This window comes from Streptomyces sp. FXJ1.172 (assembly GCF_001636945.3).
GTDB lineage: Bacteria > Actinomycetota > Actinomycetes > Streptomycetales > Streptomycetaceae > Streptomyces.
The window spans coordinates 4239883-4265860 of the sequence record NZ_CP119133.2 but is presented as its reverse complement, the minus strand read 5'-3'; the positions used below and the strand labels follow the sequence as shown (position 1 = coordinate 4265860).

General features: G+C 71.4%; 25 protein-coding genes, 3 tRNA genes and 1 pseudogene. 20 read left to right on the top strand and 9 right to left on the bottom strand.

Going from position 1 to position 25978, the window contains the following annotated elements; all coding sequences use genetic code 11:
- The first annotated feature begins 21 nt into the window (after window positions 1-21).
- Window positions 22-447 carry a winged helix-turn-helix transcriptional regulator gene (locus tag A6P39_RS18920; protein ID WP_067040472.1) on the top strand — a complete coding sequence of 142 codons (426 nt, stop codon included), beginning with the start codon at window positions 22-24 and terminating at the stop codon, window positions 445-447.
- A 51-nt stretch (window positions 448-498) separates the two neighbouring features.
- Here A6P39_RS18920 and A6P39_RS18915 read toward each other — a convergent pair whose 3' ends face one another.
- From A6P39_RS18915 to A6P39_RS18895, 5 genes are all read right to left on the bottom strand, one after another.
- Entirely contained in the window at window positions 499-1560 is a 1062-nt protein-coding gene (locus A6P39_RS18915) for a 2-oxoacid:ferredoxin oxidoreductase subunit beta (protein WP_067040475.1), read from the bottom strand.
- Entirely contained in the window at window positions 1553-3481 is a 1929-nt protein-coding gene (locus tag A6P39_RS18910) for a 2-oxoacid:acceptor oxidoreductase subunit alpha (protein ID WP_067040478.1), read from the bottom strand. The genes A6P39_RS18915 and A6P39_RS18910 overlap by 8 nt, the downstream gene beginning before the upstream one ends.
- A gap of 236 nt (window positions 3482-3717) precedes the next feature.
- Window positions 3718-4407, bottom strand: coding sequence for a response regulator transcription factor (locus tag A6P39_RS18905; protein WP_331454136.1), 690 nt, complete (start codon window positions 4405-4407; stop codon window positions 3718-3720).
- A 186-nt stretch (window positions 4408-4593) separates the two neighbouring features.
- The gene (locus A6P39_RS18900) at window positions 4594-5934 is read right to left on the bottom strand and encodes a sensor histidine kinase (protein ID WP_067040481.1); all 1341 of its coding nucleotides are present in this window, start codon (window positions 5932-5934) and stop codon (window positions 4594-4596) included.
- A 218-nt stretch (window positions 5935-6152) separates the two neighbouring features.
- Window positions 6153-7334 carry a sensor histidine kinase gene (locus A6P39_RS18895; RefSeq protein ID WP_067040484.1) on the bottom strand — a complete coding sequence of 394 codons (1182 nt, stop codon included), beginning with the start codon at window positions 7332-7334 and terminating at the stop codon, window positions 6153-6155.
- A gap of 271 nt (window positions 7335-7605) precedes the next feature.
- On the opposite strand from A6P39_RS18895, the gene A6P39_RS18890 reads away from it, so the two are divergent.
- From A6P39_RS18890 to A6P39_RS18835, 12 genes and pseudogenes are all read left to right on the top strand, one after another.
- Window positions 7606-8025: an NADH-quinone oxidoreductase subunit A gene (locus tag A6P39_RS18890; protein ID WP_067040487.1), complete on the top strand. Its 420-nt coding sequence runs from the start codon at window positions 7606-7608 to the stop codon at window positions 8023-8025.
- Entirely contained in the window at window positions 8016-8612 is a 597-nt protein-coding gene (locus A6P39_RS18885) for an NADH-quinone oxidoreductase subunit B (RefSeq protein WP_067040490.1), read from the top strand. Before A6P39_RS18890 ends, A6P39_RS18885 begins: the two co-directional genes overlap by 10 nt.
- Window positions 8609-10050: pseudogene (locus A6P39_RS18880) on the top strand (NADH-quinone oxidoreductase subunit C); the annotation flags it as partial. The gene A6P39_RS18885 and the pseudogene A6P39_RS18880, both read left to right, overlap by 4 nt.
- A gap of 155 nt (window positions 10051-10205) precedes the next feature.
- On the top strand, window positions 10206-11174 hold the full coding sequence (locus A6P39_RS18875; RefSeq protein WP_067040496.1) for a complex I subunit 1/NuoH family protein: 969 nt from the start codon (window positions 10206-10208) through the stop codon (window positions 11172-11174).
- Window positions 11174-11749 carry a NuoI/complex I 23 kDa subunit family protein gene (locus A6P39_RS18870; protein ID WP_067040499.1) on the top strand — a complete coding sequence of 192 codons (576 nt, stop codon included), beginning with the start codon at window positions 11174-11176 and terminating at the stop codon, window positions 11747-11749. The genes A6P39_RS18875 and A6P39_RS18870 overlap by 1 nt, the downstream gene beginning before the upstream one ends.
- A gap of 14 nt (window positions 11750-11763) precedes the next feature.
- Window positions 11764-12402 (top strand): NADH-quinone oxidoreductase subunit J family protein, encoded by a 639-nt coding sequence (locus A6P39_RS18865; RefSeq protein WP_067040520.1) that lies wholly within the window; start codon window positions 11764-11766, stop codon window positions 12400-12402.
- Window positions 12402-12791, top strand: a complete 390-nt coding sequence (nuoK, locus tag A6P39_RS18860) for an NADH-quinone oxidoreductase subunit NuoK (protein WP_067040502.1) — start codon at window positions 12402-12404, stop codon at window positions 12789-12791. The genes A6P39_RS18865 and nuoK overlap by 1 nt, the downstream gene beginning before the upstream one ends.
- Window positions 12788-14782, top strand: coding sequence for an NADH-quinone oxidoreductase subunit 5 family protein (locus A6P39_RS18855; RefSeq protein ID WP_067040504.1), 1995 nt, complete (start codon window positions 12788-12790; stop codon window positions 14780-14782). Before nuoK ends, A6P39_RS18855 begins: the two co-directional genes overlap by 4 nt.
- Before the next feature lie 6 nt (window positions 14783-14788).
- A complete protein-coding gene (locus A6P39_RS18850; protein WP_067040506.1) occupies window positions 14789-16363 on the top strand; it encodes a complex I subunit 4 family protein in 1575 nt (524 codons plus the stop codon).
- On the top strand, window positions 16360-17877 hold the full coding sequence (locus tag A6P39_RS18845; RefSeq protein WP_067040509.1) for an NADH-quinone oxidoreductase subunit N: 1518 nt from the start codon (window positions 16360-16362) through the stop codon (window positions 17875-17877). Before A6P39_RS18850 ends, A6P39_RS18845 begins: the two co-directional genes overlap by 4 nt.
- Before the next feature lie 189 nt (window positions 17878-18066).
- Window positions 18067-18930: a zinc metalloprotease HtpX gene (gene htpX / locus A6P39_RS18840; protein ID WP_067040512.1), complete on the top strand. Its 864-nt coding sequence runs from the start codon at window positions 18067-18069 to the stop codon at window positions 18928-18930.
- Complete coding sequence (locus A6P39_RS18835; RefSeq protein ID WP_067040515.1) at window positions 18927-19319, top strand: YccF domain-containing protein; 393 nt, start codon at window positions 18927-18929, stop codon at window positions 19317-19319. The genes htpX and A6P39_RS18835 overlap by 4 nt, the downstream gene beginning before the upstream one ends.
- Before the next feature lie 165 nt (window positions 19320-19484).
- Here A6P39_RS18835 and A6P39_RS18830 read toward each other — a convergent pair whose 3' ends face one another.
- A complete protein-coding gene (locus tag A6P39_RS18830; protein ID WP_067045438.1) occupies window positions 19485-20738 on the bottom strand; it encodes an APC family permease in 1254 nt (417 codons plus the stop codon).
- A 154-nt stretch (window positions 20739-20892) separates the two neighbouring features.
- Here A6P39_RS18830 and A6P39_RS18825 point away from each other — a divergent pair, with 154 nt between their 5' ends.
- A complete protein-coding gene (locus tag A6P39_RS18825; RefSeq protein ID WP_067045435.1) occupies window positions 20893-21159 on the top strand; it encodes a GlsB/YeaQ/YmgE family stress response membrane protein in 267 nt (88 codons plus the stop codon).
- Window positions 21160-21235: 76 nt separating this feature from the next.
- Here A6P39_RS18825 and A6P39_RS18820 read toward each other — a convergent pair whose 3' ends face one another.
- Complete coding sequence (locus A6P39_RS18820; RefSeq protein WP_067045432.1) at window positions 21236-21724, bottom strand: YajQ family cyclic di-GMP-binding protein; 489 nt, start codon at window positions 21722-21724, stop codon at window positions 21236-21238.
- Between the two features lie 226 nt (window positions 21725-21950).
- On the opposite strand from A6P39_RS18820, the gene A6P39_RS18815 reads away from it, so the two are divergent.
- The 3 genes from A6P39_RS18815 to A6P39_RS18805 all read left to right on the top strand — a co-directional run bounded on the left by A6P39_RS18815 (window position 21951) and on the right by A6P39_RS18805 (window position 22619).
- Window positions 21951-22032: transfer RNA gene (locus A6P39_RS18815), tRNA-Tyr, on the top strand.
- 107 nt (window positions 22033-22139) lie between these two features.
- The gene (locus tag A6P39_RS18810) at window positions 22140-22364 is read left to right on the top strand and encodes a hypothetical protein (protein ID WP_031167006.1); all 225 of its coding nucleotides are present in this window, start codon (window positions 22140-22142) and stop codon (window positions 22362-22364) included.
- 42 nt (window positions 22365-22406) lie between these two features.
- The gene (locus A6P39_RS18805) at window positions 22407-22619 is read left to right on the top strand and encodes a hypothetical protein (protein WP_067045429.1); all 213 of its coding nucleotides are present in this window, start codon (window positions 22407-22409) and stop codon (window positions 22617-22619) included.
- An 84-nt stretch (window positions 22620-22703) separates the two neighbouring features.
- Here the strand turns inward: A6P39_RS18805 and A6P39_RS18800 are convergent, their stop codons facing one another.
- Window positions 22704-23360 carry an SDR family oxidoreductase gene (locus A6P39_RS18800; protein WP_067045441.1) on the bottom strand — a complete coding sequence of 219 codons (657 nt, stop codon included), beginning with the start codon at window positions 23358-23360 and terminating at the stop codon, window positions 22704-22706.
- A gap of 392 nt (window positions 23361-23752) precedes the next feature.
- Window positions 23753-25018, bottom strand: a complete 1266-nt coding sequence (locus A6P39_RS18795) for an amidohydrolase family protein (RefSeq protein ID WP_067045426.1) — start codon at window positions 25016-25018, stop codon at window positions 23753-23755.
- A gap of 483 nt (window positions 25019-25501) precedes the next feature.
- On the opposite strand from A6P39_RS18795, the gene A6P39_RS18790 reads away from it, so the two are divergent.
- The 3 genes from A6P39_RS18790 (at window position 25502) to rpmG (ending at window position 25947) form a co-directional block, all read left to right on the top strand.
- Window positions 25502-25574 (top strand) — tRNA-Thr (locus A6P39_RS18790).
- Window positions 25575-25619: 45 nt separating this feature from the next.
- Window positions 25620-25692 (top strand) — tRNA-Met (locus tag A6P39_RS18785).
- A 90-nt stretch (window positions 25693-25782) separates the two neighbouring features.
- Window positions 25783-25947: a 50S ribosomal protein L33 gene (rpmG, locus tag A6P39_RS18780; RefSeq protein ID WP_003948671.1), complete on the top strand. Its 165-nt coding sequence runs from the start codon at window positions 25783-25785 to the stop codon at window positions 25945-25947.
- The last annotated feature ends 31 nt before the right edge of the window (window positions 25948-25978 follow it).

Here is a 25978-nt window from a genome sequence, read left to right as displayed (position 1 = left end):
ACTTTGAAGTAAGGTACTGGCATGACGGTAAGCAATCAGATGACGGATGCCGAGGCTCTGTGCCCCTACCGGCTCGTCCTGGAGCACGTCACCAGCCGCTGGGGCGTGCTCGTCCTGATCGAGCTGCTGGAGCGGCCGTACCGGTTCAGCGAGCTGCGCCGGGCGATCAGCGCCTTCGGCGGGCGCGGCGTCAGCGAGAAGATGCTCACCCAGACCCTCCAGACCCTGGAGCGCGACGGCCTGGTCCACCGGGACGCCAAGCCGGTCATCCCGCCCCGCGTCGACTACTCCCTCACCGGCCTCGGCCGCGAGGCGGCGGAGCAGGTGCGTTCCCTCGCCCGGTGGACCCACGACCGCATGGGCGCGGTGGAGCAGGCCCGCCAGGCCTACGACGACAGGCGCCGGGCGTACGACGAGGCCCGGGAAATCCAGTCCCGGGCCTCGTAGCCGAGCGATGGACGTCTAGATGGACCTCTAGAGGGACGTCTAGACGGACGTCTAGCCGACGACCGTCCAGGTGTCGCCGCCGGCCAGCAGCGCGGCGAGGTCGCCCTTGCCCTTCTGCTCGATGGCGGTGTCGAGCTGGTCGGCCATGGCGGTGTCGTAGACCGGCCGTTCGACGTTACGGAAGACGCCGATGGGGGTGTGGTGCAGGGTGTCGGGGTCGGCGAGGCGGGACAGGGCGAAGGCGGTGGTCGGGGACGCGGTGTGCGCGTCGTGGACCAGGATGTCCGTCTCGTTCTGTGCCGTCACCGTGACGACCTCCAGGTCGCCGGTGTCCCGGTTGCGTACGACGCCACGTGCGTTGTCGGTGCCGAAGCGGATCGGCTGTCCGTGCTCGAGGCGGATGAGCGCCTCTGTGGCCTGCTGCTTGTCCTTGAGGGCGTCGAAGGCGCCGTCGTTGAAGATGTTGCAGTTCTGGTAGATCTCGATCAGGGCGGTGCCGGGGTGGTCGGCGGCCTGGCGCAGGACCTCGGTGAGGTGCTTGCGGTCGGAGTCGATGGTGCGGGCGACGAAGGAGGCCTCGGCGCCGATCGCGAGGGACACCGGGTTGAACGGGGCGTCCAGGGAACCCATCGGCGTCGACTTGGTGATCTTGCCGAGTTCCGAGGTCGGGGAGTACTGGCCCTTGGTCAGGCCGTAGATCCGGTTGTTGAACAGCAGGATCTTGAGGTTGACGTTGCGGCGCAGGGCGTGGATGAGGTGGTTGCCGCCGATGGACAGGGCGTCGCCGTCACCGGTGACCACCCACACGGACAGATCGCGTCTGCTGGTGGCCAGGCCGGTGGCGATGGCGGGGGCGCGGCCGTGGATGGAGTGCATCCCGTAGGTGTTCATGTAGTACGGGAAGCGGGAGGAACAGCCGATGCCGGAGACGAAGACGATGTTCTCCTTCGCCAGGCCCAGCTCGGGCATGAAGCCCTGCACGGCGGCGAGGATGGCGTAGTCACCGCAGCCCGGGCACCAGCGCACCTCCTGGTCCGTCTTGAAGTCCTTCATCGACTGCTTGGCCTCGGCCTTGGGGACCAGCTGCAGCAGCCCGTGGGTGGCGTCAGTCATCGATGGCCTCCTTCAGCGCCGTGGCGAGCTGTTCCGCCTTGAACGGCATGCCGTTGACCTGGTTGTAGGAGTGGGCGTCGACCAGGTACTTCGCCCGGATCAGGGTGGCGAGCTGCCCCAGGTTCATCTCCGGGATCACCACCTTGTCGTAGCGCGCCAGGACCTCACCGAGGTTGCGCGGGAAGGGGTTGAGGTGGCGCAGATGGGCCTGCGCGATCGAATCGCCGGCGCGGCGCAGCCGCCGTACCGCCGCCGTGATCGGGCCGTACGTCGAGCCCCAGCCCAGGACCAGCGTCTTCGCGCCGTCGGGGTCGTCGACCTCGATGTCCGGGACGTCGATCCCGTCGATCTTGGCCTGGCGGGTACGGACCATGTAGTCGTGGTTGGCCGGGTCGTAGGAGATGTTGCCCGTGCCGTCCTGCTTCTCGATACCGCCGATGCGGTGCTCCAGCCCCGGTGTGCCCGGGATCGCCCACGGCCGGGCGAGGGTCTTGGGGTCCCGCTTGTACGGCCAGAAGACCTCGGTGCCGTCCTCGAGGGTGTGGTTGGGGCCGGTGGCGAACCGCACGCGCAGATCGGGCAGTTCCTCCAGGTCCGGGATCCGCCACGGCTCCGAGCCGTTGGCCAGGTAGCCGTCGGAGAGCAGCATCACCGGCGTGCGGTACGTCAGCGCGATCCGGGCCGCCTCCACGGCGGCGTCGAAGCAGTCCGCCGGCGTTCTCGGCGCCACGATCGGCACCGGCGCCTCGCCGTTGCGGCCGAACATCGCCTGCAGCAGGTCGGCCTGCTCGGTCTTGGTCGGCAGACCGGTGGACGGGCCGCCGCGCTGGATGTCGACCACCAGCAGCGGCAGCTCCAGCGAGACCGCCAGACCGACCGTCTCGCTCTTCAGCGCCACACCGGGACCGGACGTCGTCGTCACCGCGAGCGAACCGCCGAACGCCGCGCCCAGCGCCGCCCCGATGCCCGCGATCTCGTCCTCCGCCTGGAAGGTCCGCACACCGAAGTTCTTGTGCCGGCTCAGCTCGTGCAGGATGTCCGAGGCCGGTGTGATCGGGTACGACCCCAGGAACAGCGGCAGGTCCGCCTGCTGGGAGGCGGCGACCAGGCCGTAGGCCAGGGCGAGGTTGCCGGAGATGTTGCGGTAGGTGCCCACGGGGAAGGCCTTGGCGGCCGGGGCGACCTCGTAGGAGACCGCGAAGTCCTCCGTGGTCTCACCGAAGTTCCAGCCCGCCCGGAACGCGGCGATGTTCGCCGCCATGATCTGAGGCTTCTTCGCGAACTTCGACCTCAGGAACTTCTCGGTGCCCTCGGTGGGCCGGTGGTACATCCACGACAGAAGACCCAGCGCGAACATGTTCTTGCTGCGCTCGGCCTCCTTGCGGGAGAGGTCGAACTCCTTCAGCGCCTCGACCGTGAGGGTCGTCAGCGGCACCGGGTGCAGGCCGTAGCCGTCGAGGGAGCCGTCCTCGAGCGGGGAGACGGCATAGCCGACCTTCTGCAGGGCACGCTTGGTGAACTCGTCCGTGTTGACGATGATCTCCGCCCCGCGCGGCAGGTCACCGACATTCGCCTTCAGCGCGGCCGGGTTCATCGCGACCAGCACGTTCGGGGCATCACCCGGAGTGAGGATGTCGTGGTCCGCGAAATGCAACTGGAAACTGGAGACTCCGGGCAGGGTGCCGGCGGGAGCACGGATCTCGGCGGGGAAGTTCGGCAGGGTGGAAAGGTCATTACCGAAGGAAGCGGTCTCCGAGGTGAAACGATCACCCGTGAGCTGCATACCGTCACCCGAGTCCCCCGCGAACCGGATGATCACCCGGTCCAGGCGCCGCACGTTCTTCGCGTCACCCGGGTCGCGCTGCTCTCCTACGACGGATCCGTCGGTCTGCTCCGCTGGGCTGCTGACCTGGCTGGTCACTGAACTGGACCTCCTTCGAGGCGGCTGTCCGGGGTGTGGCCGTCCCACCGACCATCCCAGGATCAACCCTACGTCGGTTAGGGTCGCCTTCCCGAGGTTGTCCATGAATTGGACGACTTTTCGAGATGGCCTTTCGCGCTGGCTTCGCTGTGGCTTCCATGATGTCCCGCGGCACTCAAGCGCGGATCAAGGCACTCCCCGCGCGTCCCACGGTTCTCAGGGGTTCGGAGAGGCCCTCAGGAGTTCAGGTAGGTGAGAACCGCCAGAACACGCCGGTGGTCCCCGTCACTCGGTGTCAGGCCGAGCTTCAGGAAGATGTTGCTGACGTGCTTCTCCACGGCGCCGTCGCTGACCACCAGCTGCCGGGCGATCGCCGAGTTCGTCCGGCCTTCGGCCATCAGCCCGAGCACCTCGCGCTCGCGCGGGGTCAGTCCGGTCAGCACGTCCTGCTTGCGGCTGCGGCCGAGCAACTGCGCGACCACCTCGGGGTCCAGCGCCGTACCGCCCTGCGCGACCCGCACCACCGCGTCCACGAACTCGCGCACCTCGGCGACCCGGTCCTTGAGCAGATAGCCCACGCCCCGGCTGGAACCCGCGAGCAGCTCGGTGGCGTAGCGCTCCTCCACGTACTGCGACAGCACCAGCACCCCGAGCCCCGGATACGTCTTGCGCAGCTGTACGGCCGCGCGCACGCCCTCGTCGGTGTGGGTCGGAGGCATCCGTACGTCCGCCACGACCACGTCGGGCAGCGTGCCCTGAGCGTCCAGGTCGGCGATGGTCTTCACCAGCGCCTCCGCGTCCCCGACACCGGCCACGACGTCGTGCCCACGGTCGGTCAGCAGCCGGGTCAGGCCCTCTCTGAGCAGCACCGAGTCCTCGGCGATGACCACCCGCACCCTGTCCTCCACGATCTCCCGGCCCCCCATGCCCGCTCTGCGACGACGTGCGTCCGTACGGAGGCCAAGCATTCCAGCAATCGCCCCGGCCCGCCGCCCCACCAGGGAATTCCATCGCCATGGCAGCGGGCGTACGGGCCGGGGAAAGGGGGGCGGGCGTACGGGCCAGGGACAAGGGGGGTGCTGTTGTGCTGTCAGGTCCGCAAGGATGTGCGGTCAGGCCCGCCAGGGCAGTTCCGCGATCACCCGGGTGGGCCCGCCCTCCGGGGAGTCCACCACGAGGACGCCGTCCACCGCGTCCAGGCGTCCGGCGAGCCCGGCCAGGCCCGAGCCGCGCGAGACGTCCGCGCCGCCGACACCGTCGTCCACCACCTGGATCAGCAGCCGGTCCTCGGCGCGCCAGACGTCGACGGAGGCCGACCGGGCCCGGCTGTGCTTGCTGATGTTCTGGAGCAGTTCGGAGACCGTGAAGTAGGCGATGCCCTCGATGGCCGGTGCCGGCCGGCCCGGCAGGTCGACCTCGACCTTCACCGGCACCGTGCAGCGGGAGGACACGGAGGACAGGGCCGCGTCGAGTCCGCGGTCGGTCAGTACGGCGGGGTGGATGCCGCGGGCGAGGTCGCGCAGCTCCTGCAGCGCCGTCTTCACCTCGCCGTGCGCCTCCTCCACCATCTGCGCCGCAGCCCGCGGATCCTCCCGGAGCTTCTCCTTCGCCAGCCCCAGGTCCATGGCCAGGTTCACCAGCCGGGCCTGTGCCCCGTCGTGCAGGTCCCGCTCGATGCGCCGCAGGTCAGCGGCGGCCGTGTCGACCACGACCCCGCGGTCCGACTCCAGCTCCACCACCCGCGCCGACAGCGGCGAGGGCCCCAGCAGCCCTCGTACCAGCAGCCCGTCCACCGTCGTCAGGGCCCGTACGATCCACGGCGTGGCCAGCGTGAACAGCAGGCCCACCAGCGCGGTCACGCTGATCTCGAAGGGGTTGTCGAGAAAGACCCGGTGGTGCTCGTCGCCGTACAGCTGCAGCCCGCCCTGACCGACGTAGGCCGGGAAGACCCAGAACCACAGCGGGTAGGTCAGCAGCGCCCAGCCCATGGGCCACAGGGTCACGGCCACCGTGAACGAGAACACGGCCCAGGGGAACTGCACCAGCGCGTACAGCAGATTCCGCCAGGAGGTGCCGCTCTTGAGCACCGCGCCCATCCAGGCCAGCGCACCCGGCTTGTGCACCCGCAGCGGCTCCGGCGCGGCCACGTCCAGTCCCAGCAGCCCGCGCGCCCGCGCCCGCTCCAGCGCACCGAAGCCCCGGCAGCCGGCGAGCGCCGCCGCGAGCACCGGGACGCCGAGGAAGGTCACGAGCAGGCCCGCCCCCAGCGACACCATCGTGACCGTCCAGGTGAACAGCACGACCGAGATCGGCAGGCTCAGCAGGACGTACCCGAACTCGCGCCAGCTGCGCGCCTCGAACGGCGCCCGCAGCCCGGCGGGCAGCAGCCGGTAGCCGGTTCCGGCGGGCCGCCCCTGCCCCCGCTCATACCCGTGTCCGTACTCCGTGGCCATCGAATCCCGTTCCGTTCTCGTCGTTTTCCCGCTCGCCGTCCGAGCGAGGCGGCGGCCGTGCCAGCCGTGGCCTCCACAGCCGTGTCAGCCGTGCTCGTCACGGCCGTGTCGGCCGCGTCTTCTACGGTCGTGCGTCGCGGCGTTCCAGGCCATGGAGGCCGTCGGCGTCCTGCCCCGGGGGTTTTCCCCACCCCCGCACCACGTGAGGGCGGCCGGGGCTACTCCGTCCGGTCCCGCCACGGCAGTTCCGCCGTGACCACCGTCGGGCCACCGGCCGGGGAGTCGAGGACGAACAGGCCGTCCACCGCGCCCAGCCGCTCCGAGAGGCCCCGCATCCCGCTGCCGCCCTCCAGCCGGGCGCCGCCCTGGCCGTCGTCGCGGACCTGGATCAGCAGCCGGTCCTCGGCGCGCCAGACGTCGACGGAGGCGTTACGGGCGCGGCTGTGCTTGCTGATGTTCTGGAGCAGTTCGGAGACCGTGAAGTAGGCGATGCCCTCGATGGCCGGTGCCGGCCTGGCCACCAGGTCCACGGTGACCTTCACCGGCACCGTGCAGCGTGTGGCCACGGAGGACAGGGCCGCGTCCAGTCCGCGGTCGGTCAGTACGGCGGGGTGGATGCCGCGGGCGAGGTCGCGCAGCTCCTGCAGGGCCAGCTTTACCTCGCCGTGCGCCTCGTCCACCATCGCCGCCGCCGAGTCGGGATCCTCCAGCAGCTTCTCCTTGGCCAGGCCGAGCCCCATGGCCAGGTTCACCAGCCGGGCCTGCGCCCCGTCGTGCAGGTCCCGCTCGATGCGCCGCAGGTCGGCGGCGGCCGTGTCGACCACGACCCCCCGGTCCGACTCCAGCTCGGCGATACGGCGTTCCAGCCCGTCCGAGGGCGACAGCAGGCCGCGCACCAGCGCCCGGTCCACATTGGCAAGACCGCGCGCCAGATACGGCAGCACCGGCCACAGCACGATCAACGAGGTCAGCACGGTGCAGAAGGTGAGGATGCCCCAGGGCAGCCGGATCAGGTCGTACAGCAGCGTCCGCCAGCCGACCGGGTCCTTCAGCGCCATCCACAGCCGCTGCACCAGGCTCCCGCCCCTGGCAAGCGGCAGCGGAGTCGGCTCCTCCACCCGTACCCCGAGCAGCCACCGGGCGCGTGCCCGCTCCAGTTTCCCCAGCTGACGCGCGCCCAGCAGGCTCAGCGCGAGCAGCGGCAGGCCCACCACGGTGACCGTGAGCGACCCGCCCACGGACAGCGTGGTGACCGCGTACACGAAGCCGAACACCGTCACCGGCAGGTTCAGCAGGAGGTACGCGATCTCCTTCCAGGTGTGCGGGTCATAGGCCGGCCGGAGCGGGGGCAGACGGTCGGTGCCGTCGGCCGGTCCGGCGGCGGTACGGGGAGCGGTCATACCGGTCAGCCTGCCGTGCGCGGCACCCTCCGCGCCATGCGGTACGCCGCCCTCCGCCGCCGGGGGAAAACCCCACCCTCCCGTCCGTCACTCGTCTCATGCCGTGACTGGCTGCTTACCGGCTCTTTATCAGGGCCTAGACTCCCGTGCGTACAGGTCCTCGAACAGCGGGGATCACAGAGTTCACTCAGGGCACAGGCAAACAGGCCAGACCAAGCAGGTCACAGGCCACAGGTCACAGGTCACGAGGTCAGGGAGCGAGGCGCGTACGGTGCGGGAGACGTTGGGGGACTCGACGGTCGCCGCGGCGAACGTCATCGCGGCCGGCTACTTCCGGTCCTACTCGGTCGTGGGGCTGCTCGCGCTCATCGGCGTGCTGTTCGTCGCCGTCGCCTTCGGCGCCGGCCGGCTGCTGCGCCCCGTGGTGCCGACTCCTGAAAAACTCCTGACCTACGAGTGCGGCGTCGACCCCGTCGGCGAGGGCTGGGCTCACACCCAGGTCCGCTACTACGTCTACGCCTTCCTGTACGTGATCTTCGCGGTCGACTCGATCTTCCTTTTCCCCTGGGCGACGGTCTTCGCCGCCCCCGGCTACGGCGCGACGACACTCGTGGAGATGTTCGTCTTCCTGGGCTTCCTCGCCGTCGGCCTGCTGTACGCATACAAGAAGGGCGTCCTGGCATGGACGTGACCCCCACTCCCGTGTCGCTCCCCGAGCCGAAGCGGCTGGGCGCGCTCGCCCGGCTGGCCCCCGAGCCGATGAAGGTGATCCTCAACTGGGGCCGCCGCTACTCGCTCTGGGTCTTCAACTTCGGCCTCGCCTGCTGCGCGATCGAGTTCATCGCCGCGTCGATGGCCCGCCACGACTTCATCCGGCTCGGCGTCATCCCGTTCGCGCCGGGCCCCCGCCAGGCCGACCTCATGGTGGTGTCGGGCACGGTGACGGACAAGATGGCCCCGGCCGTGAAGCGCCTGTACGAGCAGATGCCCGAGCCGAAGTACGTCATCTCCTTCGGCGCCTGCTCCAACTGCGGCGGCCCCTACTGGGACTCCTACTCCGTCACCAAGGGCGTCGACCAGATCATCCCCGTGGACGTCTACGTCCCCGGCTGCCCGCCGCGCCCCGAGGCACTGCTCCAGGGCATCCTCAAGCTCCAGGAGAAGATCGCCCGCGAGTCGCTGGGGGAGCGCTACGGCGACTCCCGGCCGTCGGTGGCCGAGCTGACCAGCGATCTGGTGAAGCCGCCGGCGCCCGCCGCCGAGGGGGACGCGCGATGAGCACGGTCGGCTGGCTGCCCGCCCCGGTCGAGGACCTCTTCGGCAGGGACGCCACGGCCGAGGAGTCGTACGACCTGCTGACCGTGGACGTACCGCCCTCCGCCTGGCTCACCGCCCTGGAGACGGCCCGTACGACCCTGGGCTGCACCTACTTCGACTGGCTGAGCGCGGTCGACGAACCGGGCACGGGCTTCCGCGTCTCGGCCCACGTCGTCGCCCTGCACCCGGTCCGCCGTCTCCTGGTCCGTACGACCGTCCCGCACGAGGCACCGGCGCTGCCCTCCGCGGTCGGCGTCTACGCGGGCGCCGCCTGGCACGAGCGCGAGACCCACGAGATGTTCGGCGTCCGCTTCGAGGGCCACCCGTCGCTGGAGCACCTCCTCCTCCCCGAGAACTTCGAGGGCCACCCGCTCCGCAAGGACTTCGTCCTCGCCGCCCGCGTGGCCAAGGCCTGGCCCGGCGCGAAGGAGCCCGGCGAATCCGATCACGGCGGCCCCAGGCGACGCCAGATGCTGCCCCCGGGCGTCCCCGACCCCAACGAGTGGGGTCCGCTGAAGGGCCAACTCCCGCCCGCCCCGGCCCGCCCGGCCCGCGGCGCGGGCGCGGCGGGGCGCGCCGCCACGAGCGTCCGGCCCGCGCGGCCGGGGAGCGCCCGGTACGGCGCACCCGTACGGCGGTGGAGGGCTCGGCGAGCCAGACGACACCGGCGGCCGACTCGACCGGGGAAGCCGCCCCGGGGGACGGCGCTTCTGCCGGTGCCGGTGCCGGTGCCGGTGCCCGGCCGCGCCGGATGCGGAGCGCGAGTCAGGGCTCGGTGAGTCAGACGCCGGCCCGGGCCGCGGCCGAGGGTGAGGCCGGTCAGACGGCGGCGGACAGCGCGGCCACCGAGACAGCTTCGCCTGCGGCGACACCAGCCCCGGCCCCGGCACGCCCGCGCCGCTCACGCAGCACCTCGGAGGGTTCCGCTTCACAGCGGGCCGGGACTCAGGCTCAGGAGCCGACGCAGGCGACGGAACCGGGGCAAGGGCAGGGGCCGGTGACCGAGCAGGGGCAAGCACCCGCCGAACCGGACGGCGCGGCTCCCCCGGCCCGCCGGAGCGCAGCCCCGCGCAGCTCGGACGCCCCATGGCACCACGCCCGGCCGGCTTTCGACGAGCCGGAGCAGAAGCCGACGGCGCAGCCGGAACCCGAGCGGGAACCGGATACGGGGCGACCGGAGCCGGAGCGGACGCCGGAAGCGCCGCCTCAGCCGAAGACACCCGAGCCGGATCCCGAGGCGACGCCTCAGCCGAAGACACCCGAGCCGGATCCCGAGGCGACGCCTCAGCCGAAGACACCCGAGCCGGATCCCGAGGCGACGCCTCAGCCGAAGACGCCCGCGCCGGATCCCGGAGCGACGCCTGCGCCGAGGACGCCTGAGCCGAAGTCACAGCCCGAGTCGCAGCGTGAGGAACCGGAGCCGCAGCGCGAGGCTTCGGAGCCGCAGCGTCGGCACGGGCGGCCGGAGCCCGAGCCGCGGCCCGGGCAAGCCGAACCGCCCACTCCCGAAACCCCCGACGGCACCACCGCCGACGACCCCACAGGAGGCCCGCAGTGAACGACGCGCTGGACGTCGCCCTGCGACTCCTGGTCGTGTTCGTCGTCTTCCTCACCTTCCCGTTGATCGTCGGCCAGACCGAGCACAAGGTGATGGCCCATATGCAGGGCCGCCTCGGCCCGATGTACGCGGGCGGCTTCCACGGCTGGGCCCAGCTCATCGCCGACGGCGTGAAGTTCGCGCAGAAGGAGGACGTGGTCCCGGCCGGCGCCGACCGCCGTGTCTTCCAGCTCGCCCCCGCCGTCGCCCTGCTGCCGTACCTCCTCGTGCTGCTCGCGATTCCGATCGGCCCGAGCGAGGGCGCGGTCGGCCAGGTCCTCGACGCGGGCGTCTTCTTCGTGCTCGCGGTGATGGGCGTCGGCGTGCTCGGCTCCCTCATGGCCGGCTGGGCCAGCGCGAACAAGTTCTCCTTGCTCGGCGGCCTGCGCACGGCCGCCCAACTGCTCGCCTACGAACTGCCGATGCTGCTGGCGGCCGCCTCGGTCGCGATGGCCGCGGGCACGGTTTCCCTGCCCGGCATCCTGCATGCCTTCCACTGGTGGTGGGTGCCCTGGCAGATCGTCGGCGCGCTCGTCTTCTTCGTCGCCGGCCTCGCCGAACTGCAACGCCCGCCGTTCGACATGCCCGTCGCCGACTCGGAGATCATCTTCGGCGCGTACACCGAGTACACCGGTCTGCGTTTCGCACTGTTCCTCCTCGCCGAGTACGCCGGCATCGTCGTCCTGTGCGGTCTGACCACCGTCCTTTTCCTGGGCGGCTGGCACGGCCCCTGGGGTGCCGCCGGCCTCGGCTGGCTGTGGACCCTGCTGAAGACCGCGATCCTCGCCTTCGTCGTCATCTGGCTCCGCGTCACCTACCCCCGCCTGCGCGAGGACCAGCTCCAGAAGCTCTCCTGGACCCTCCTCGTCCCCCTCTCCCTCGCCCAGATCGCCCTCACCGGCATCGTCAAGGTGGTGATTTCCTGATGGCTGAGTCCCTCCCGCCCACCCGGTCCCGCATCCCCGGCTCCGGCCTCGCCAAGGGCCTGGCCGTCACCCTCCGCACGATGACGAGGAAGTCCGTCACCCAGCAGTACCCGGACGCCCAGCCCGAGCTGCCTCCGCGCACCCGCGGCGTGATCGGCCTGTTCGAGGAGAACTGCACGGTCTGCATGCTGTGCGCCCGCGAGTGCCCGGACTGGTGCATCTACATCGACTCCCACAAGGAGACCGTCCCGCCGGCCGCCCCCGGCGGCCGCGAGCGCAGCCGCAACGTCCTCGACCGGTTCGCGATCGACTTCTCCCTGTGCATGTACTGCGGTATCTGCATCGAGGTCTGTCCTTTCGACGCGCTGTTCTGGTCCCCGGAGTTCGAGTACGCCGAGACCGACATCCGTGACCTCACCCACGAGCGCGACAAGCTCCGCGAGTGGATGTGGACCGTCCCGGCCCCGCCCGCTCTGGACCCGGCCGCAGAGGAACCGAAGGAGATCGCCGCCGCCCGCAAGACCGCCGAGAAGCTGGCGGCCGCGCAGGCCGACCCGGGGGAGGACCAGTCGTGAGCCTCGCCGCAGCCATGAGCCTGGCGGCAGCCCGGCACGGCTTCCTGTCCCCGACCGGTGTCGAGATCGCCTTCCTGCTCGTCGGCCTGGTGACCTTCGGCGCGGCCCTGGTCACCGTCACCACCCGGCAGCTGGTGCACGCCGCCCTGTGGCTGGTGGTCGCGCTCGGCGGCCTCGCCGTCGAGTACCTCCTGCTCACCGCCGAGTTCATCGCCTGGGTGCAGGTCCTCATCTACGTCGGTTCCGTCGTCGTCCTCCTTCTGTTCGGGCTGATGCTCACCAGGGCGCCGATCGGCCGCTCCCCGGACGCCGACTCCGGCAACCGCTGGATCGCCCTCGCGGTCGCGGTGGCCGCCGCCGTGGCCCTGGTGTGGGTGGTCGTCGACGCCTTCCGCGCGACGTGGATCGACCTGAGCGGTCCCGCGTCGGGCACCACCCGGGTCACCGGCGAGAGCCTGTTCCGGCACTGGGTGCTGCCCTTCGAGGCCCTGTCCGTCCTCCTCCTCGCGGCCCTGGTCGGCGCGATCGTCCTGTCCCGCAAGGCGAAGGCGGAGTCGAGCCCTCCCCCTGTGAACTCCCGGACGGTCACCGAGAGTTCCCCTTCCGTCGCGGATTCCGGAATTCACCCGGCCGACAAGGAAGGCGCCCGCTGATGCACCTCGCCTACCCCGCAGTACTCTCCGCCCTCCTGTTCTGCACCGGCCTGTACGGCGTCCTCGCCCGCCGCAACGCGATCCTGGTCCTGATGTCGGTCGAGCTGATGCTCAACGCCGTCAACCTCAACCTGGTCGCCTTCGACGTCTGGCTGAGCCGGGCCGCCAAGGACACCCTGCACTCCGGCCAGGCGCTGACCCTGTTCACCATCGCCATCGCCGCCGCCGAGATCGGCATCGGCCTCGCGATCGTGCTCGCCGTCTACCGCAACCGCGGCACCTCCGACATCGACAAGCTCCGCGACACCGCCGAGGGCCCCGGGACCGGTGGCCCCGGCACCGAGGGCCCCGGCACCTCCGCGGCCGAGAAGGCTGAGGCCACCGCGTGACCACGACCCACCTCGCCGTCCTCGTCCCCCTCCTGCCGTTCCTGGGCGCCGCGGCCGGCCTGCTGCTCGGCCGCACCGCCCCCGGCTTCGTCCGTCCGCTCGCCGTGCTGCCGCCGCTGGCTTCGCTCGTCCTGGCCGCGCTGGTCGCCACGCACCAGGGCGGCGGCCGCGCCCTCGACGCCCACACGGAGCTGACGCCCACCGGCTCGGTCCCGGTCGAGCTGGCCCTGCACATCGACGGTTTCGCCGCGCTCGTCGCGATCCTGGTCGCGTTCATCGCGTCCTGCGTGCAGATCTACTCGACGGGCTACCTGCGCGACGACCCGCGCTACCCCTCCTACGCCGCCCTCGTCTCCCTGTTCACCTCCGCGATGCTCCTGGTCGTCTACTCCGGCGACCTGATCGTGCTGCTGGTCGGCTGGGAAGTCATGGGCATCTGCTCCTACTTCCTGGTCGGCCACTACTGGGAGACCGCCGAGGCCCGCGCCGCCTCCCTGAAGGCCTTCCTGGTCACCAAGCTCGGCGACGTGCCGTTCCTCATCGGCCTGTTCGCCCTCGGCACCGACGCCGGGTCCTTCCGCATCACCCGCGTCCTCGACACCGTCGCCGGCGGAAACCTGCACCACCCCACGCTGATCGCCCTGCTGCTCCTCGCGGGCGTCGCGGGCAAGTCCGCGCAGTTCCCGCTGCACACCTGGCTCCCGGACGCGATGGCGGGTCCCACGCCCGTCTCGGCGCTGATCCACGCCGCGACGATGGTCGCCGCCGGTGTCTACTTCATCGCGCGTCTCCTTCCCGTCTTCGAGGCCTCCCGGGCCGCGATGGTCGTGCTGGCCGTCATGGCCGCCGTCACGATGACCGGCTCGGCGCTCGCCGCGCTCGCCCAGGACGACATCAAGCGCGTCCTCGCCTACTCGACGATCGGCCAGCTCGGCTACATGACCGGCGCACTCGCCGTCGGCGACCGCGGTGCCGCCGTCTTCCACCTCCTGTCCCACGGCGCCTTCAAGGCGCTGCTCTTCCTCGCGGCCGGCGTGATCATCCACGCCGCCGGCACCAACTCGCTGGCCGCCATGTCCCGCATGCGCGGCCTGCGCGACCGCGTCCCGGACGCCTACTGGACGATGACCGTGGCCCTGCTCGCGCTTGCCGCGATCCCGCCGTTCAGCGGCTTCTTCTCCAAGGAGTCCGTCCTCGGCGCCGCCGAGCACGTGGCCACCGGGAGCACTGGCCACGCGCCCGGCCCCGCCGGCTGGATCGTCCTCGTCGCCGGTCTGCTGACCGCCCTGCTCACCGCCTCCTACGCGACCCGCCTGTGGCTGCTGGCCTTCCGCGGCCGGGGCGCCGAGGTACCGGATCACGGCCGCCAGCCGCTGACGATGACCGTGGTGCTGTGGGTCCTGGCCGTGCCCTCCCTGGCCTTCGGCGGCCTCGCCTACCGTGCGCTGCCCGGCTGGTTCGACGGCCGCGACCTGACGCCGACCCTGCTCACCTCCATCCTCGGCACGGGCCTCGCCCTGGTCGGCGGTCTGCTCACCTTCGGCGCCTGGCAGCGCACCAGCCCGCTCGCCGCCCGCGCCCCGCTGGGAGCCGTCGCCGCACACCCCGAGGGCGACGCCGCACTGGTCGAGGCCGAGGCCATCGCCGGTCACGCGCCGGCCTACGGCGACATCGCCTCCGCGCCCGACCCGGCGGACCCCGGTCGGTTGCTGCTCGGCCCCCTGCACCGGCACGCGGCCGCCGGCTTCCACCTGGACGCCGTGTACGACGTGCTGTTCGTCCGCCCGGTCCAGGCCGGAGCGAGTCTCGTCCGGTTCCTCGACCGTGAGGTCGTCGACACCTACGTACGCGGCGCGGCCGCCCTGCCGCGGCTGCTGGGGGCCGCCGTACGGCGGGCGCAGACCGGCAATGTGCAGACCTATGTGAGCGCGCTGCTCGCCGGCACCGTCGTCCTGGCGGTCGCCGTCGTCCTCGTCGCCACGGGAGCGTGAGCAGACGTGATCCATATCAACGAGTCCGTGATGCAGTTCCTTCTGGCATTCGTCGTCGTCGGCCCGCTCCTCGGTGCCGTCGCCGCTCTCCTGCCGGCCCCGCCCGGGCTGAAGGGGAAGTCGCCCGAGCAGGCCGTGCTGCGGCACGGCGTGACCGTGACCGGCGCGATCCTCGTCGCCGCGATCGTCCTCGCGCTCGGCTTCGACCACGGCCACCCGTCGAAGATGCAGGCCACGACCGACATCAGCTGGATCCCCGCGCTCGACGTGCGGATCCACCTCGGCATCGACGGCATCTCGCTCCCCCTTGTCGTCCTGACCGCGCTGCTGACCTTCCTCTGCGCGCTGTACTCCTACTTCAAGCCGCCCGCGGGAGGCTCCCCGAAGGCGTTCGTCGCGCTGTTGCTCCTGCTCGAGTCCGGCACCCTCGCGACCTTCGCCGTCCTCGACCTGCTGCTGTTCTTCCTCGCGTTCGAGATGGTGCTCATCCCGATGTACTTCCTCATCGCCCGCTGGGGCGGCGAGGGGCGGACCCGGGCCGCGTGGAAGTTCATCCTGTTCACACTGCTCGGCTCCGTCGTCATGCTGCTCGGCCTGCTCCTGATCGGAATCAAGGCGGGCACGTTCGACATGGTGGCACTCGCCACTGACAACGGCCGGTCACTCACCGCATCCGTGCAGGTCATCGCCGTTCTGGCGATCGGGATCGGGCTCGCGGTCAAGGCGCCGATGTGGCCGCTGCACAGCTGGCTGCCCGACGCTCACACCGCCGCCCCGACCGTCGGCTCGGTCCTGCTGGCCGGTGTCCTGCTGAAGATGGGTACCTACGGTTTCGTCCGCATCCTGCTGCCGATCGCGCCCCACGGCTTCCACACCTTCGCGCCGTACCTCGCCGCGTTCGCCGTGGTGGGGATCATCTACGGGTCTCTGGCCTGCCTGGCCCTCGCCAAGCGGGGTGCGAAGGGCGACCTCAAACGGTTGATCGCCTACTCCTCCGTCGGCCACATGGGCTTCGTCCTGCTGGGCATCGCCACCATGACCCCGACCGGCGTGAACGGCGCCCTGTTCGCCAACATCGCCCACGGCCTCATCACCGGCCTGCTGTTCTTCCTGGTCGGCGCGTTGAAGGACCGCACCGGCACCACCGACCTCGACTCCCTGGCCGAGGAGACCGGTGCCGCGCTGTACGGCAAGGCGCCCCGCCTCGGCGGCCTGCTCGCCTTCGGCGCCGTCGCCTCGCTCGGCCTGCCCGGACTCGCCGGGTTCTGGGGCGAGATGCTGGCTCTGTTCGGCGCGTTCAAGCCCGCCGCAGACCTCAGCCGCCCGGCCTTCCTCACCTTCATGGCGATCGGCGCGTTCGGCACCCTGCTGACGGCCGCGTACATGCTGATCGTCGTCCGCCGCGTCTGCATGGGCGGCGTTGAGCAGGAGGTCCCGAAGATCGCCGACGTCCACGGCTACGAGTTCGCCGCCTGGACCCCGCTCGTCGCCCTCACCGTCGGCGCCGGGCTGTGGCCGAAGGCACTGCTCGGCCTGACCGACCCGGCCGTGCACCAGCTCCTCGCAGGAGGCACCCGATGAGCGTCCAGCCCCTCGCCGAGTCGCTGGTCCAGACCGTCGACTGGCTCGCCGTCGCCCCGCCGACCATCGCCGCCGCCGTGGGACTGGCCGTCCTGGTCGCCGACCTGTTCCTGCCCGAGGCCCGCAAGCCCGTCCTCGGCTGGGTCTCGGTCGCCGGACTGACCGTGGCCGCACTGATGCTGCTGCCGCTCCTGGACGGCGACCGCAGCACCTTCTGCGTGAACCGCGCCACGCGCGCGTGCAGCTACACCGCCGACCACTTCACGCTCGTCATCCAGTTCCTGGTCCTCGGCGGCGCCCTGCTCGCGGCCCTGCTGTCGGTCACGAGCCTCAAGGACGACCAACGGCGCGTCCCGGCGGGAGAGTTCTGGTTCCTGCTGCTGTCCTCGGCGGCCGGCGCCGCCCTGCTGCCCGCCTCGCGCGACCTGGCCACGCTCATCGTCGCCCTGGAGGTCGCCTCCCTGCCGGCCTTCGCCCTCGTGGGCATCCGGCACGGCGACAAGCGCTCCTCCGAGGCCGCCCTGAAGTTCTTCCTGTCCTCGGTCACGGCCACCGCGGTCAGCCTGATGGGCATCAGCTTCGTCTACGCCTCCACCGGCACTCTCTACCTCACCCAGGTCGCCCAGCGCCTGACGCACGTCGACGGACAGCTGCACACCCTCGCCCAGACCGGCGTCGTCCTCACCCTGGTCGGCTTCGCCTTCAAGACGGCCGCCGTCCCGTTCCACTTCTGGGTGCCCGACACCTACGTGGGCGCGCCGCTGCCCGTCGCCGCCTACCTGTCGGTGGTCGGCAAGGCGGTCGGCTTCTCCGGCCTGATCCTCGTCACCGTCGTCGCGTTCCCTTCGTACGCCGACGTCTGGGGCCCCGCGCTCGCCGCCCTGGCCGCCCTCACCATGACTGTGGGCAACGTCGGCGCCCTGCGCCAGCAGGCCACGCGCGCGTACAGCGCCGTACGACTGCTCGCCTGGTCCTCCGTCGGCCAGGCCGGCTACCTGCTGGTGCCGATCGCCGCCGCCGGCTACGCCAGAAACCCCCAGAAGGAGATCGGCTCCACGGTCGCCTACGCGCTGATGTACGCGGCCGTGAACCTCGGTGCGTTCGCGGTGGCCGTCGTGGTGGGCCGCAGCCGGGCCCTGAACCGGATCAGCGACTACCGGGGCCTGTACGCCACCAACCCGCTCACCGCGCTCCTCCTGGCGTTCTTCCTGCTGTGCCTCGCCGGACTGCCGCCGGGCATCATCGGCCTGTTCGCCAAGGTCACCGTGTTCTCGGCGGCCGTCGACGCGGGCCTCGGCTGGCTCGCCGTCGTCATGGCCGTCAACGTGGTGATCGCCCTCTTCTACTACCTACAGTGGACGGCCCTGCTGTTCCGCGCTCCCGAGGGAGAGCCCGCCCGGCACCGCGTCCCGGCGCCCCTCACGGCCGCCATCGCCCTGACCGGCGTCCTCGGCGTCGCCCTGTCCGGAGCACCCCAGCTGGTCCTCCGCTTCGCCGCCACCGGACTGTTCTGACACACCGCCCCGCGCGCGTGGAGCATCCGCGCCCCACCCGCGCGGGAGGGAGAAACAGCACGTCACCCGTACAGCCGAGCGACGCCCGCGCGGACACAGGGAACTCGTGACCGTCGCCTGGCGTTGTCACAAGCGGGAGGGTCCACTGGACCAAAGTGTTCCCCAGCTGCACGATTTGGAGGGCGTACGGTGCACCGCCGGCACAACGGGCTCAGGACCGCAGTACTCCTCGGGGGACTGTCCGCACTCATCATCGTCATCGGCAGCTTCTTCGGCCGCGCCGGACTGATCGTCGCGGTCCTGGTCGCGCTCGGCACGAACGCGTACGCGTACTGGAACAGCGACAAGCTGGCGCTCCGCGCGATGCGCGCCCGCCCGGTCAGCGAGTTCGAGGCTCCCGCGCTCTACCGGATGGTCCGCGAGCTGTCCACGCAGGCCCGCCAGCCCATGCCCCGCCTGTACATCTCGCCGACGGAGGCCCCCAACGCGTTCGCCACGGGCCGCAACCCCCGCAACGCGGCCGTGTGCTGCACCGAGGGCATCCTGCGCCTGCTGGACGAACGCGAACTGCGCGGCGTGATCGGCCACGAGCTGAGCCACGTCTACAACCGGGACATCCTCATCTCCTCGGTCGCCGGCGCCCTCGCCTCGGTGATCATGTTCCTGGTGAACTTCGCCTGGCTGATCCCGGTCGGCCGTTCGGACGACGACGACGGCCCCGGCCTGCTCGGCATGCTCCTGATCATGATCCTCGGTCCGCTCGCCGCCTCCCTCATCCAGCTGGCCATCAGCCGCTCACGCGAGTACGAGGCGGACGCCTCCGGCGCTCAGCTCACTGGCGACCCGCTGGCCCTCGCCGGCGCCCTGCGCAAGCTGGAGGCCGGCACCCAGCAGCTCCCGCTGCCGCCCGAGCCCCGGATCGAGACCGCCAGCCACATGATGATCGCGAACCCCTTCCGCGCGGGCCAGGGACTGACGAAAATGTTCTCCACGCACCCGCCGATGGCGGAGCGCATCGCCCGGCTCGAGAAGATGGCAGGACGCATCCGGTGAAGACCATCCTGAACGTCATTTGGCTTGTCCTGAGCGGCTTCTGGCTGTTCCTGGGCTATCTGTTCGCCGGCGTCCTGCTCTGCATCACCGTCCTCGGCATCCCGTTCGGCATAGCGGCTTTCCGTATCGGCATCTACGCCCTGTGGCCCTTCGGCTACACCACGGTCGAGCGCCGGGACGCGGGCGCCCCGTCCTGCATCGGCAACGTCCTGTGGCTGATCCTGGCGGGCTGGTGGCTGGCGCTCGCCCACATCGTCACCGGCCTCGCCCTGTGCATCACGATCATCGGCATCCCGTTCGGCATCGCCAACTTCAAGCTGATCCCGGTCTCCCTGCTGCCGCTGGGCCGCGAGATCGTCCCCACGGACCAGCCGTTCGCCACCCGCTGAGCAGACCACCGGTCCGCAGGGCGGCACGTGCGCGTGCCGCCACAGACCCGTTGACGGCGTGTCACGCGCGCGTGCCGTGGCCGGCGCACAGGCGGGGCGTCACGCCGGGGTGTGGTTGATCAGGCGCTCCGCCGGCGTGCGGTTGGCGGGCGTCCTGCGGGCATGTCATGCGCCGCGCCGGGCCGCCCACCACCGTCGTACGCCATAGGCCGCCACGCCCACGGCGAGCACGCCTGCTCCCGCTGCCACCGAGACGGCGGGCAGCGCGAACGCCAGCGTGGCGCAGCCCAGCAGGCCCACCACGGGCACCGCGCGGGACAGCGGGGCCGGATCCAGCGTCCACGCGGACGCGTTGGCGACGGCGTAGTAGGCCAGCACACCGAAGGAGGAGAAGCCGATCGCGCCGCGCACGTCCACCGTCGCGGCCAGCACGGCGACCACCACCCCCACGGCCAGCTCCGCCCGGTGCGGCACCTGGAACCGGGGGTGCACGGCCGCCAGCGCCCCGGGCAGATGCCTGTCGCGGGCCATGGCGAGCGTCGTGCGGGACACCCCGAGGATCAGCGCCAGCAACGAACCCAGCGCGGCCACCGCCGCCCCCGCGCGCACCACGGGCACGAGCCCCGGCGCCCCGGCCGCCCGCACCGCGTCGGCCAGCGGCGCCGCGGCGTGCCCGAGCCGGCCCACGCCGAGGACGGCGAGCACCGCGACGGCCACGCACGCGTACACCGCGAGTGCGATCCCCAGGGCCAAGGGGATCGCGCGCGGGATGGTCCGCGCCGGATCCCGCACCTCCTCGCCGAGGGTCGCGATCCGCGCGTACCCGGCGAACGCGAAGAACAGCAGCCCGGCCGCCTGCAGCACTCCGCCCGCGCCCGACGACAGCCCGATGGCCAGCCGCCCGGCCTCCGCCCGCGCGGAAGTGAGGCAGAAGGCGACCACGGCCGCGAGGACGGCCAGTACGACGGCCACGATCGCCCGTGTCAGCCACGCGGACTTCTGGATCCCGCCGTAGTTCACGGCGGTCAGGGCCACCACGGCCGCGACGGCCACCGCATGCGCCTGCCCCGGCCAGACGTACGCGCCCACGGTGAGCGCCATGGCCGCACAGGACGCCGTCTTGCCGACTACGAAGGCCCAGCCGGCGAGATATCCCCAGAAGGCACCGAGCCGCTCCCGCCCGTACACATACGTCCCGCCGGAGGCCGGATAGCGGGCGGCGAGACGAGCCGAGGACATGGCGTTGCAGTAGGCCACGACGGCCGCGAGCGCCAGGGCGGGCAACAGCCCCGTGCCGGCCGCACGCGCGGCCGGCGACAGGGCCGAGAAGACGCCGGCCCCGACCATCGAGCCGAGACCGACGACCACGGCGTCCCGCACTCCCAGCGTGCGTCGCATACCGGTGCGGGCAGGTGTCATGCGCGGCACCCTACTGACCGCCGCAACCAGGTGGTGGACCGGTGACGTCCTCTCCACCAACGGGGCACGAACGCGCGCGCAAGCACAGCGGGTCCTCACCGGATTCTCAGCAGCCGGACAGTGCGAAGACAGTTCCGAAGGGCAGGTTCACGGCATGAGCATCATCGGTTGGATCATCCTGGGACTGGTGGCCGGAATCATCGCCAAGGTCCTCCTGCCGGGACGCGACCCCGGCGGCTTCATCGGCACGACCCTCATCGGCGTCGCGGGCGCGTTCATCGGCGGCTGGATATCGGCACGCTGGCTGCACCACCCGATCACGAAGAACTTCTACGACGGCGCCACCTGGGCCGCGGCCATCGGCGGCTCCCTGGTGCTGCTGATCGCTTACCGCATCCTGTTCGGCAACTCACGCGACTGAACGCAGCACGACGCGCAAGGGTGGGCCGCCCGGCACCGGGCGGCCCACCCTTGCTGCTGTCCCTCCCGCCGGTCTCCTACCGGTAGTTCACGAACTGCAGCGCGAAGTCGAAGTCCCTGCCCTTCAGCAGCGCGATCACGGTCTGCAGGTCGTCGCGGCTCTTGGAGGTGACCCGCAGCTCCTCACCCTGGACCTGGGCCTTGACGCCCTTCGGGCCCTCGTCGCGGATGATCTTCGCCACCTTCTTCGCGTTCTCCTGGGAGATGCCCTCCTGGATCGACGCGAAGATCTTGTACTCCTTGCCGGACAGCTGGGGCTCGCCCGCATCCAGCGCCTTCAGCGAGATACCGCGCTTGATCAGCTTGGACTGGAAGACGTCGAGGACAGCGCTCACCCGGTCCTCGGAGTTCGCCTCCATGAGGATCTTTTCACCGGACCACGAGATCGAGGCACCCACGCCCTTGAAGTCGTAGCGCTGCGAAATCTCCTTGGCGGCCTGGTTGAGGGCGTTGTCGACCTCCTGCCGCTCGACCTTCGAGACGATGTCGAAACTGGAGTCGGCCATGTCCTGTGGCTCCTTGTATCGGGGTGTGAATCGAGTGCGTGCCGGCGTGCGCGGCGGCGGCCGCCGGGTCCGGCATGACGCCGGGCCGCATCCGCACCAGCCTAGCCACCCCGCGAGCCGACGGGTGGAGATCAACCGGGTGGCGAAGCACCCCTGTGCATCGGGTATTGTTTACGTCGTTGCCAGCGAGCACCGCCGAAAGCGGGTTCGGTCGGCAGCGAAACCCGGCGGTGTGCCCGAGCGGCCAAAGGGAGCAGACTGTAAATCTGCCGGCTCAGCCTTCCCAGGTTCGAATCCTGGCGCCGCCACACGGGAACAAGGGCCCCGTGACCTGCGAGAGCAGGTCACGGGGCCCTTGTCGTTCTGTCCGGCGGGTCCGGGTGCGGGGGCCGGTCGTGCGGACGATGCTGGAGGCATGGCCGGGAAGCGACCCATCATCGTGCACCTGCCGTCTCCGACCGGCGGGCGTCGCGTCCGCGTGGACGGCGAGATCCTCGGCCTGGCGCACAGCGTGCGGGACCTGGTGGAGTTCCTGCGCCGGGCGGGGCTGGAGATCGAGCCGGAGCAGGTGGCCGACTCGCCGCTGATCGACTGGCGCGGGGTGGGACCCGACCGCTGGGAAGCCGAGACCCGCACGTGATGGCGCTGTCGTGTGCCGCCTGCGTGCGGGCACACTGACGGCATGTCCTCCCGACGCAGAACCTGTCCTGTGTGCCGCCGCGACATCGCCGTCGTCGCGGGCCGTTTTGCGCGGCACGACCCGCCCGGGGCGCGGGAGAACGGGGGGCTCGTCTCCTGCGCCGGGTCGCGGCAGCAGGCGCAACTCGGGGCGGTCCAGCCGGCGTTGGACGGTTACGCCGTACCGGAGTTTCCCGGGCAGCTGCCCTTGTTCTGATGTGCTGACTCCTGACGGGGTGACAGCGGGAGGTGTCAGGCGGCTCGGTGGTGGCTTCGGTCGTTCAACGGCCGGTGGCCCGGCTCAGTTCCCGGCGACCGACTTCACCGCGACCGACACCGGCTGCGAGCCGCTGATCAGCTCCAGCGTCAGGCCGGTCGTCGCCGGGGTGTCCACCAACTCCGCGAGGACGGCCGCGACGTCGTCTCGCGGGACGGGACCGCGCCCGGTGTGCGCCTCCAGCCGGACCAGGCCGGTGCCGGCGTCGTTCGTCAGCGAGCCGGGGCGCACGATCGTCCAGTCCAGGGCCTCCTGACGGGTCACGTACGCGTCCGCCTCGCCCTTGGCGCGCAGATAGGCGTCGAAGACGTCGTCGCCCTGGTGGGCGGGATCCGCGCCCATCGAGGACACGAGCATGAAGCGGCGTACGCCCGCGCGGACGGCCGCGTCCGCGAAGAGCACCGCCGCGCCCCTGTCCACCGTCTCCTTGCGTGCCGTACCGCTGCCCGGGCCGGCGCCGGCCGCGAAGACCGCCGCGTCGGCGCCCTGCAGATGCGCCGCGACCTCCTCCACCGAGGCGGACTCCAGGTCGAGCAGGACCGGCTCGGCACCGGCCGCTCGCAGATCGTCGCCCTGCTCGGACTTGCGGATGATTCCCGCGACCTCGTCCCCGCGCGCGGAGAGCAGGCGCTCCAGCCGCAGCGCGATCTGACCATGACCACCAGCGATGACAATGCGCATGATTCCGACCGTACGCCCGAAGAGGCGCATCCGCCGCACGAGTTAACCGGCATGGGCGGCGCGCGCCGGGCTCGCCTCCACGTCCACGCAACCGGCGCGCGCCGAGCTGCAAGCGGGGCGGGTGAACGTGGTCGTGCGCCCGGTGATTACGGGCTCGGCGTGCGGCGGATGATCGCGTGCCCGGCGTGCGGTGGCGGACCGTGCGCCCGGCGGTCACCAGGCGTCGCGCGCCCGCGCCGAGCCGGGAGCACCGGCGCTCGTGCCGAGCCTACGCAGTCGGCGCCCGCGCCCGCATGACCGGTGCGCGCTCGATCACCACGACCGGCCTGCGCTCCCATGCGTGCGCCGCCCTGGACAGGCCGCGCGGGGCACGTCTCGCACCCCGTGCCCGTTCATGACGGTCCGCTCCGCCCCTGTCGCGGCAGCCCCAGTTCCGCTGTGGCCGCCGAGTTGCAGTACTCGCGGACCGCGCTCGTGCGGGCGACCACGCGACCCCGGTGCACCACGATGCGGCTGTAGGCCAGGGAGAGGGCGCCGGGCAGGCCATCGCCGCGCACGGCCAGCAGCTCGGCGGGGAAGCCCGCCTCCACGCGTACTTCCGGCAGGCCCAGGACGGCGCGGGCCGAGGTGCTCACCGTGTCGTAGGCGTCCTGCGGGCGAAGGCCATGGGCGGAGGCGAGGAGGTAGGCCGACTCCAGGGGGTCACCGCGGCCGACGGGGTTGGAGATGTCGCGCAGGGCGCCGCAGCCGGCGGCCACCCGCACCCCGGCCGAGCGCAGCAGCCGTACCGGAGCCGGGTATCCGCGGTCGGTGGCGCAGCAGCCGCCCTGGGGCAGGCACACCACCGCGACCCCGGCCGCGGCGAGCTGGTCGGCGGCGCGGGAGGCGGCCTCGGTGGACAGGCGCGCGAGACCGGCGCACGGCCCGATCGTCACGCCAGGGCGCAGGCCCCCGGCCATGGCCGCGAGCCGGGACAGCCGGGCCGGGTCGGCAGCGTCCGTGTGCAGGTCCACCGGGCAGCCGTGCTCGGAGGCCACCTCCAGGACGGCCTCCACGTAGCCCGCGGGATCGGGGTCCAGGTCCGGGCAGCCGCCCACCACGGAGGCGCCCATCTTCAGCGCGTCGCGCAGCATCGCGAGCCCGTCGGCGCCTGCCACGCCGGTCAGCAGGCGTGGCGTCGCCACCGTGGTCAGCTCCGCGAGTCCTCGTAGCGACCGCCGGGCCTGCAGGACGGCGCCCAGCGCGCCGAGTCCCTGGACGTCGCCCACGCGCACGTGCGCGCGTACCGCTGTCGCCCCGTGCCCGAGCTGCAGCAGGGCCGCCTCCGTCGCCCGGCGCTGGACGTCCTCGGGGGCGTACGACACCGGGCCCGGTGGTTCGGCGGACAGGGCGGTGTCGCCGTGGGCGTGCGGTTCGGCCGGGGCAGGAAGGAGCAGGTAGCCGCTGAGGTCCACGCGGGAGGCGCTCGTGCGGGCCGGGCCCGGCGCCAGGCTGCCGGCCGTGCCCACCGCCTCGATTCGCCCGCCGCCCAGCCGTACGTCCACGGTCCGGCCGTCGGTGAGCCGCGCCCCGCACAGCAGCAGGGCGGCCGGGCCGGACTGTCCCGGGGAGCCCGGGGAGTTCGACGGCGGATGGGGCTGCGGCTGGCTGTCGGGCATCGCTCTCCAGGGTCGGGGCCGGGGGGCTCGGGGTGGCCCGCGTGAGGGATGCGGGGCGCCGACCCGCAAGATCACGCAGAGTGAGTCGAGCCTAGGGTGGCCGGGCGTGCGGGGCGCGCAGGAGCGCAATAGTCGTACCGGTGTGGTCCGCCCTGGACGGTCCACGTGCCGCCCACCCACGCGGCCGCTGTTCCCGTCGAGGTCCACGCGCGCGTGCCGCGTCGCGCACGGTCTACGCGCGCGTGCCGTGTGCCGCACGGTCCACGCGTGCGTGCCGCGTCGCGCACGGTCCGCTCCGGCATGTCGTCCCTGGCGGCTGTTGTTCCCCATGGGAGCCGTCCGGCGCAGGGGTGTGCGGTGGCCCCAGCTCCTCTCGTCCCGTGTCTCAGGAGGGGGCTGCGAGGGCTGAGATGGGGGGTGCGGCGGGCGGCCGGATACGGATTTGGGTGAACGGCGGCGGACCGTGTAATGTCTTCATCGCTCGCCCCAATAGCTCAGTCGGCAGAGCGTCTCCATGGTAAGGAGAAGGTCAACGGTTCGATTCCGTTTTGGGGCTCTGGTGTGAGAGGTTCCCGTCGCAAGGCGGGGCCGATCTCATCAAAGCGGTGTAGCTCAGTCGGTAGAGCAAGCGGCTCATAATCGCTGTGTCACCGGTTCAAGTCCGGTCACCGCTACTCACAGTAGCCGATTGCGGGGTCGGTCCTTCGATCGGCTACTCTTTCTTGCGTTGAATTAGTCCATCCGTTCGTCTTAGGAGCACTCACGTGGCTGCCACCGACGTCCGCCCGAAGATCACGCTGGCCTGCGTGGAGTGCAAGGAGCGGAACTACATCACCAAGAAGAACCGGCGTAACAACCCGGATCGTCTTGAGATGAAGAAGCACTGCCCGCGCTGCAATGCGCACACCGCGCATCGCGAGACGCGCTAAACAGGCTCGTACGCGAGGCCGTCCCCTTCCG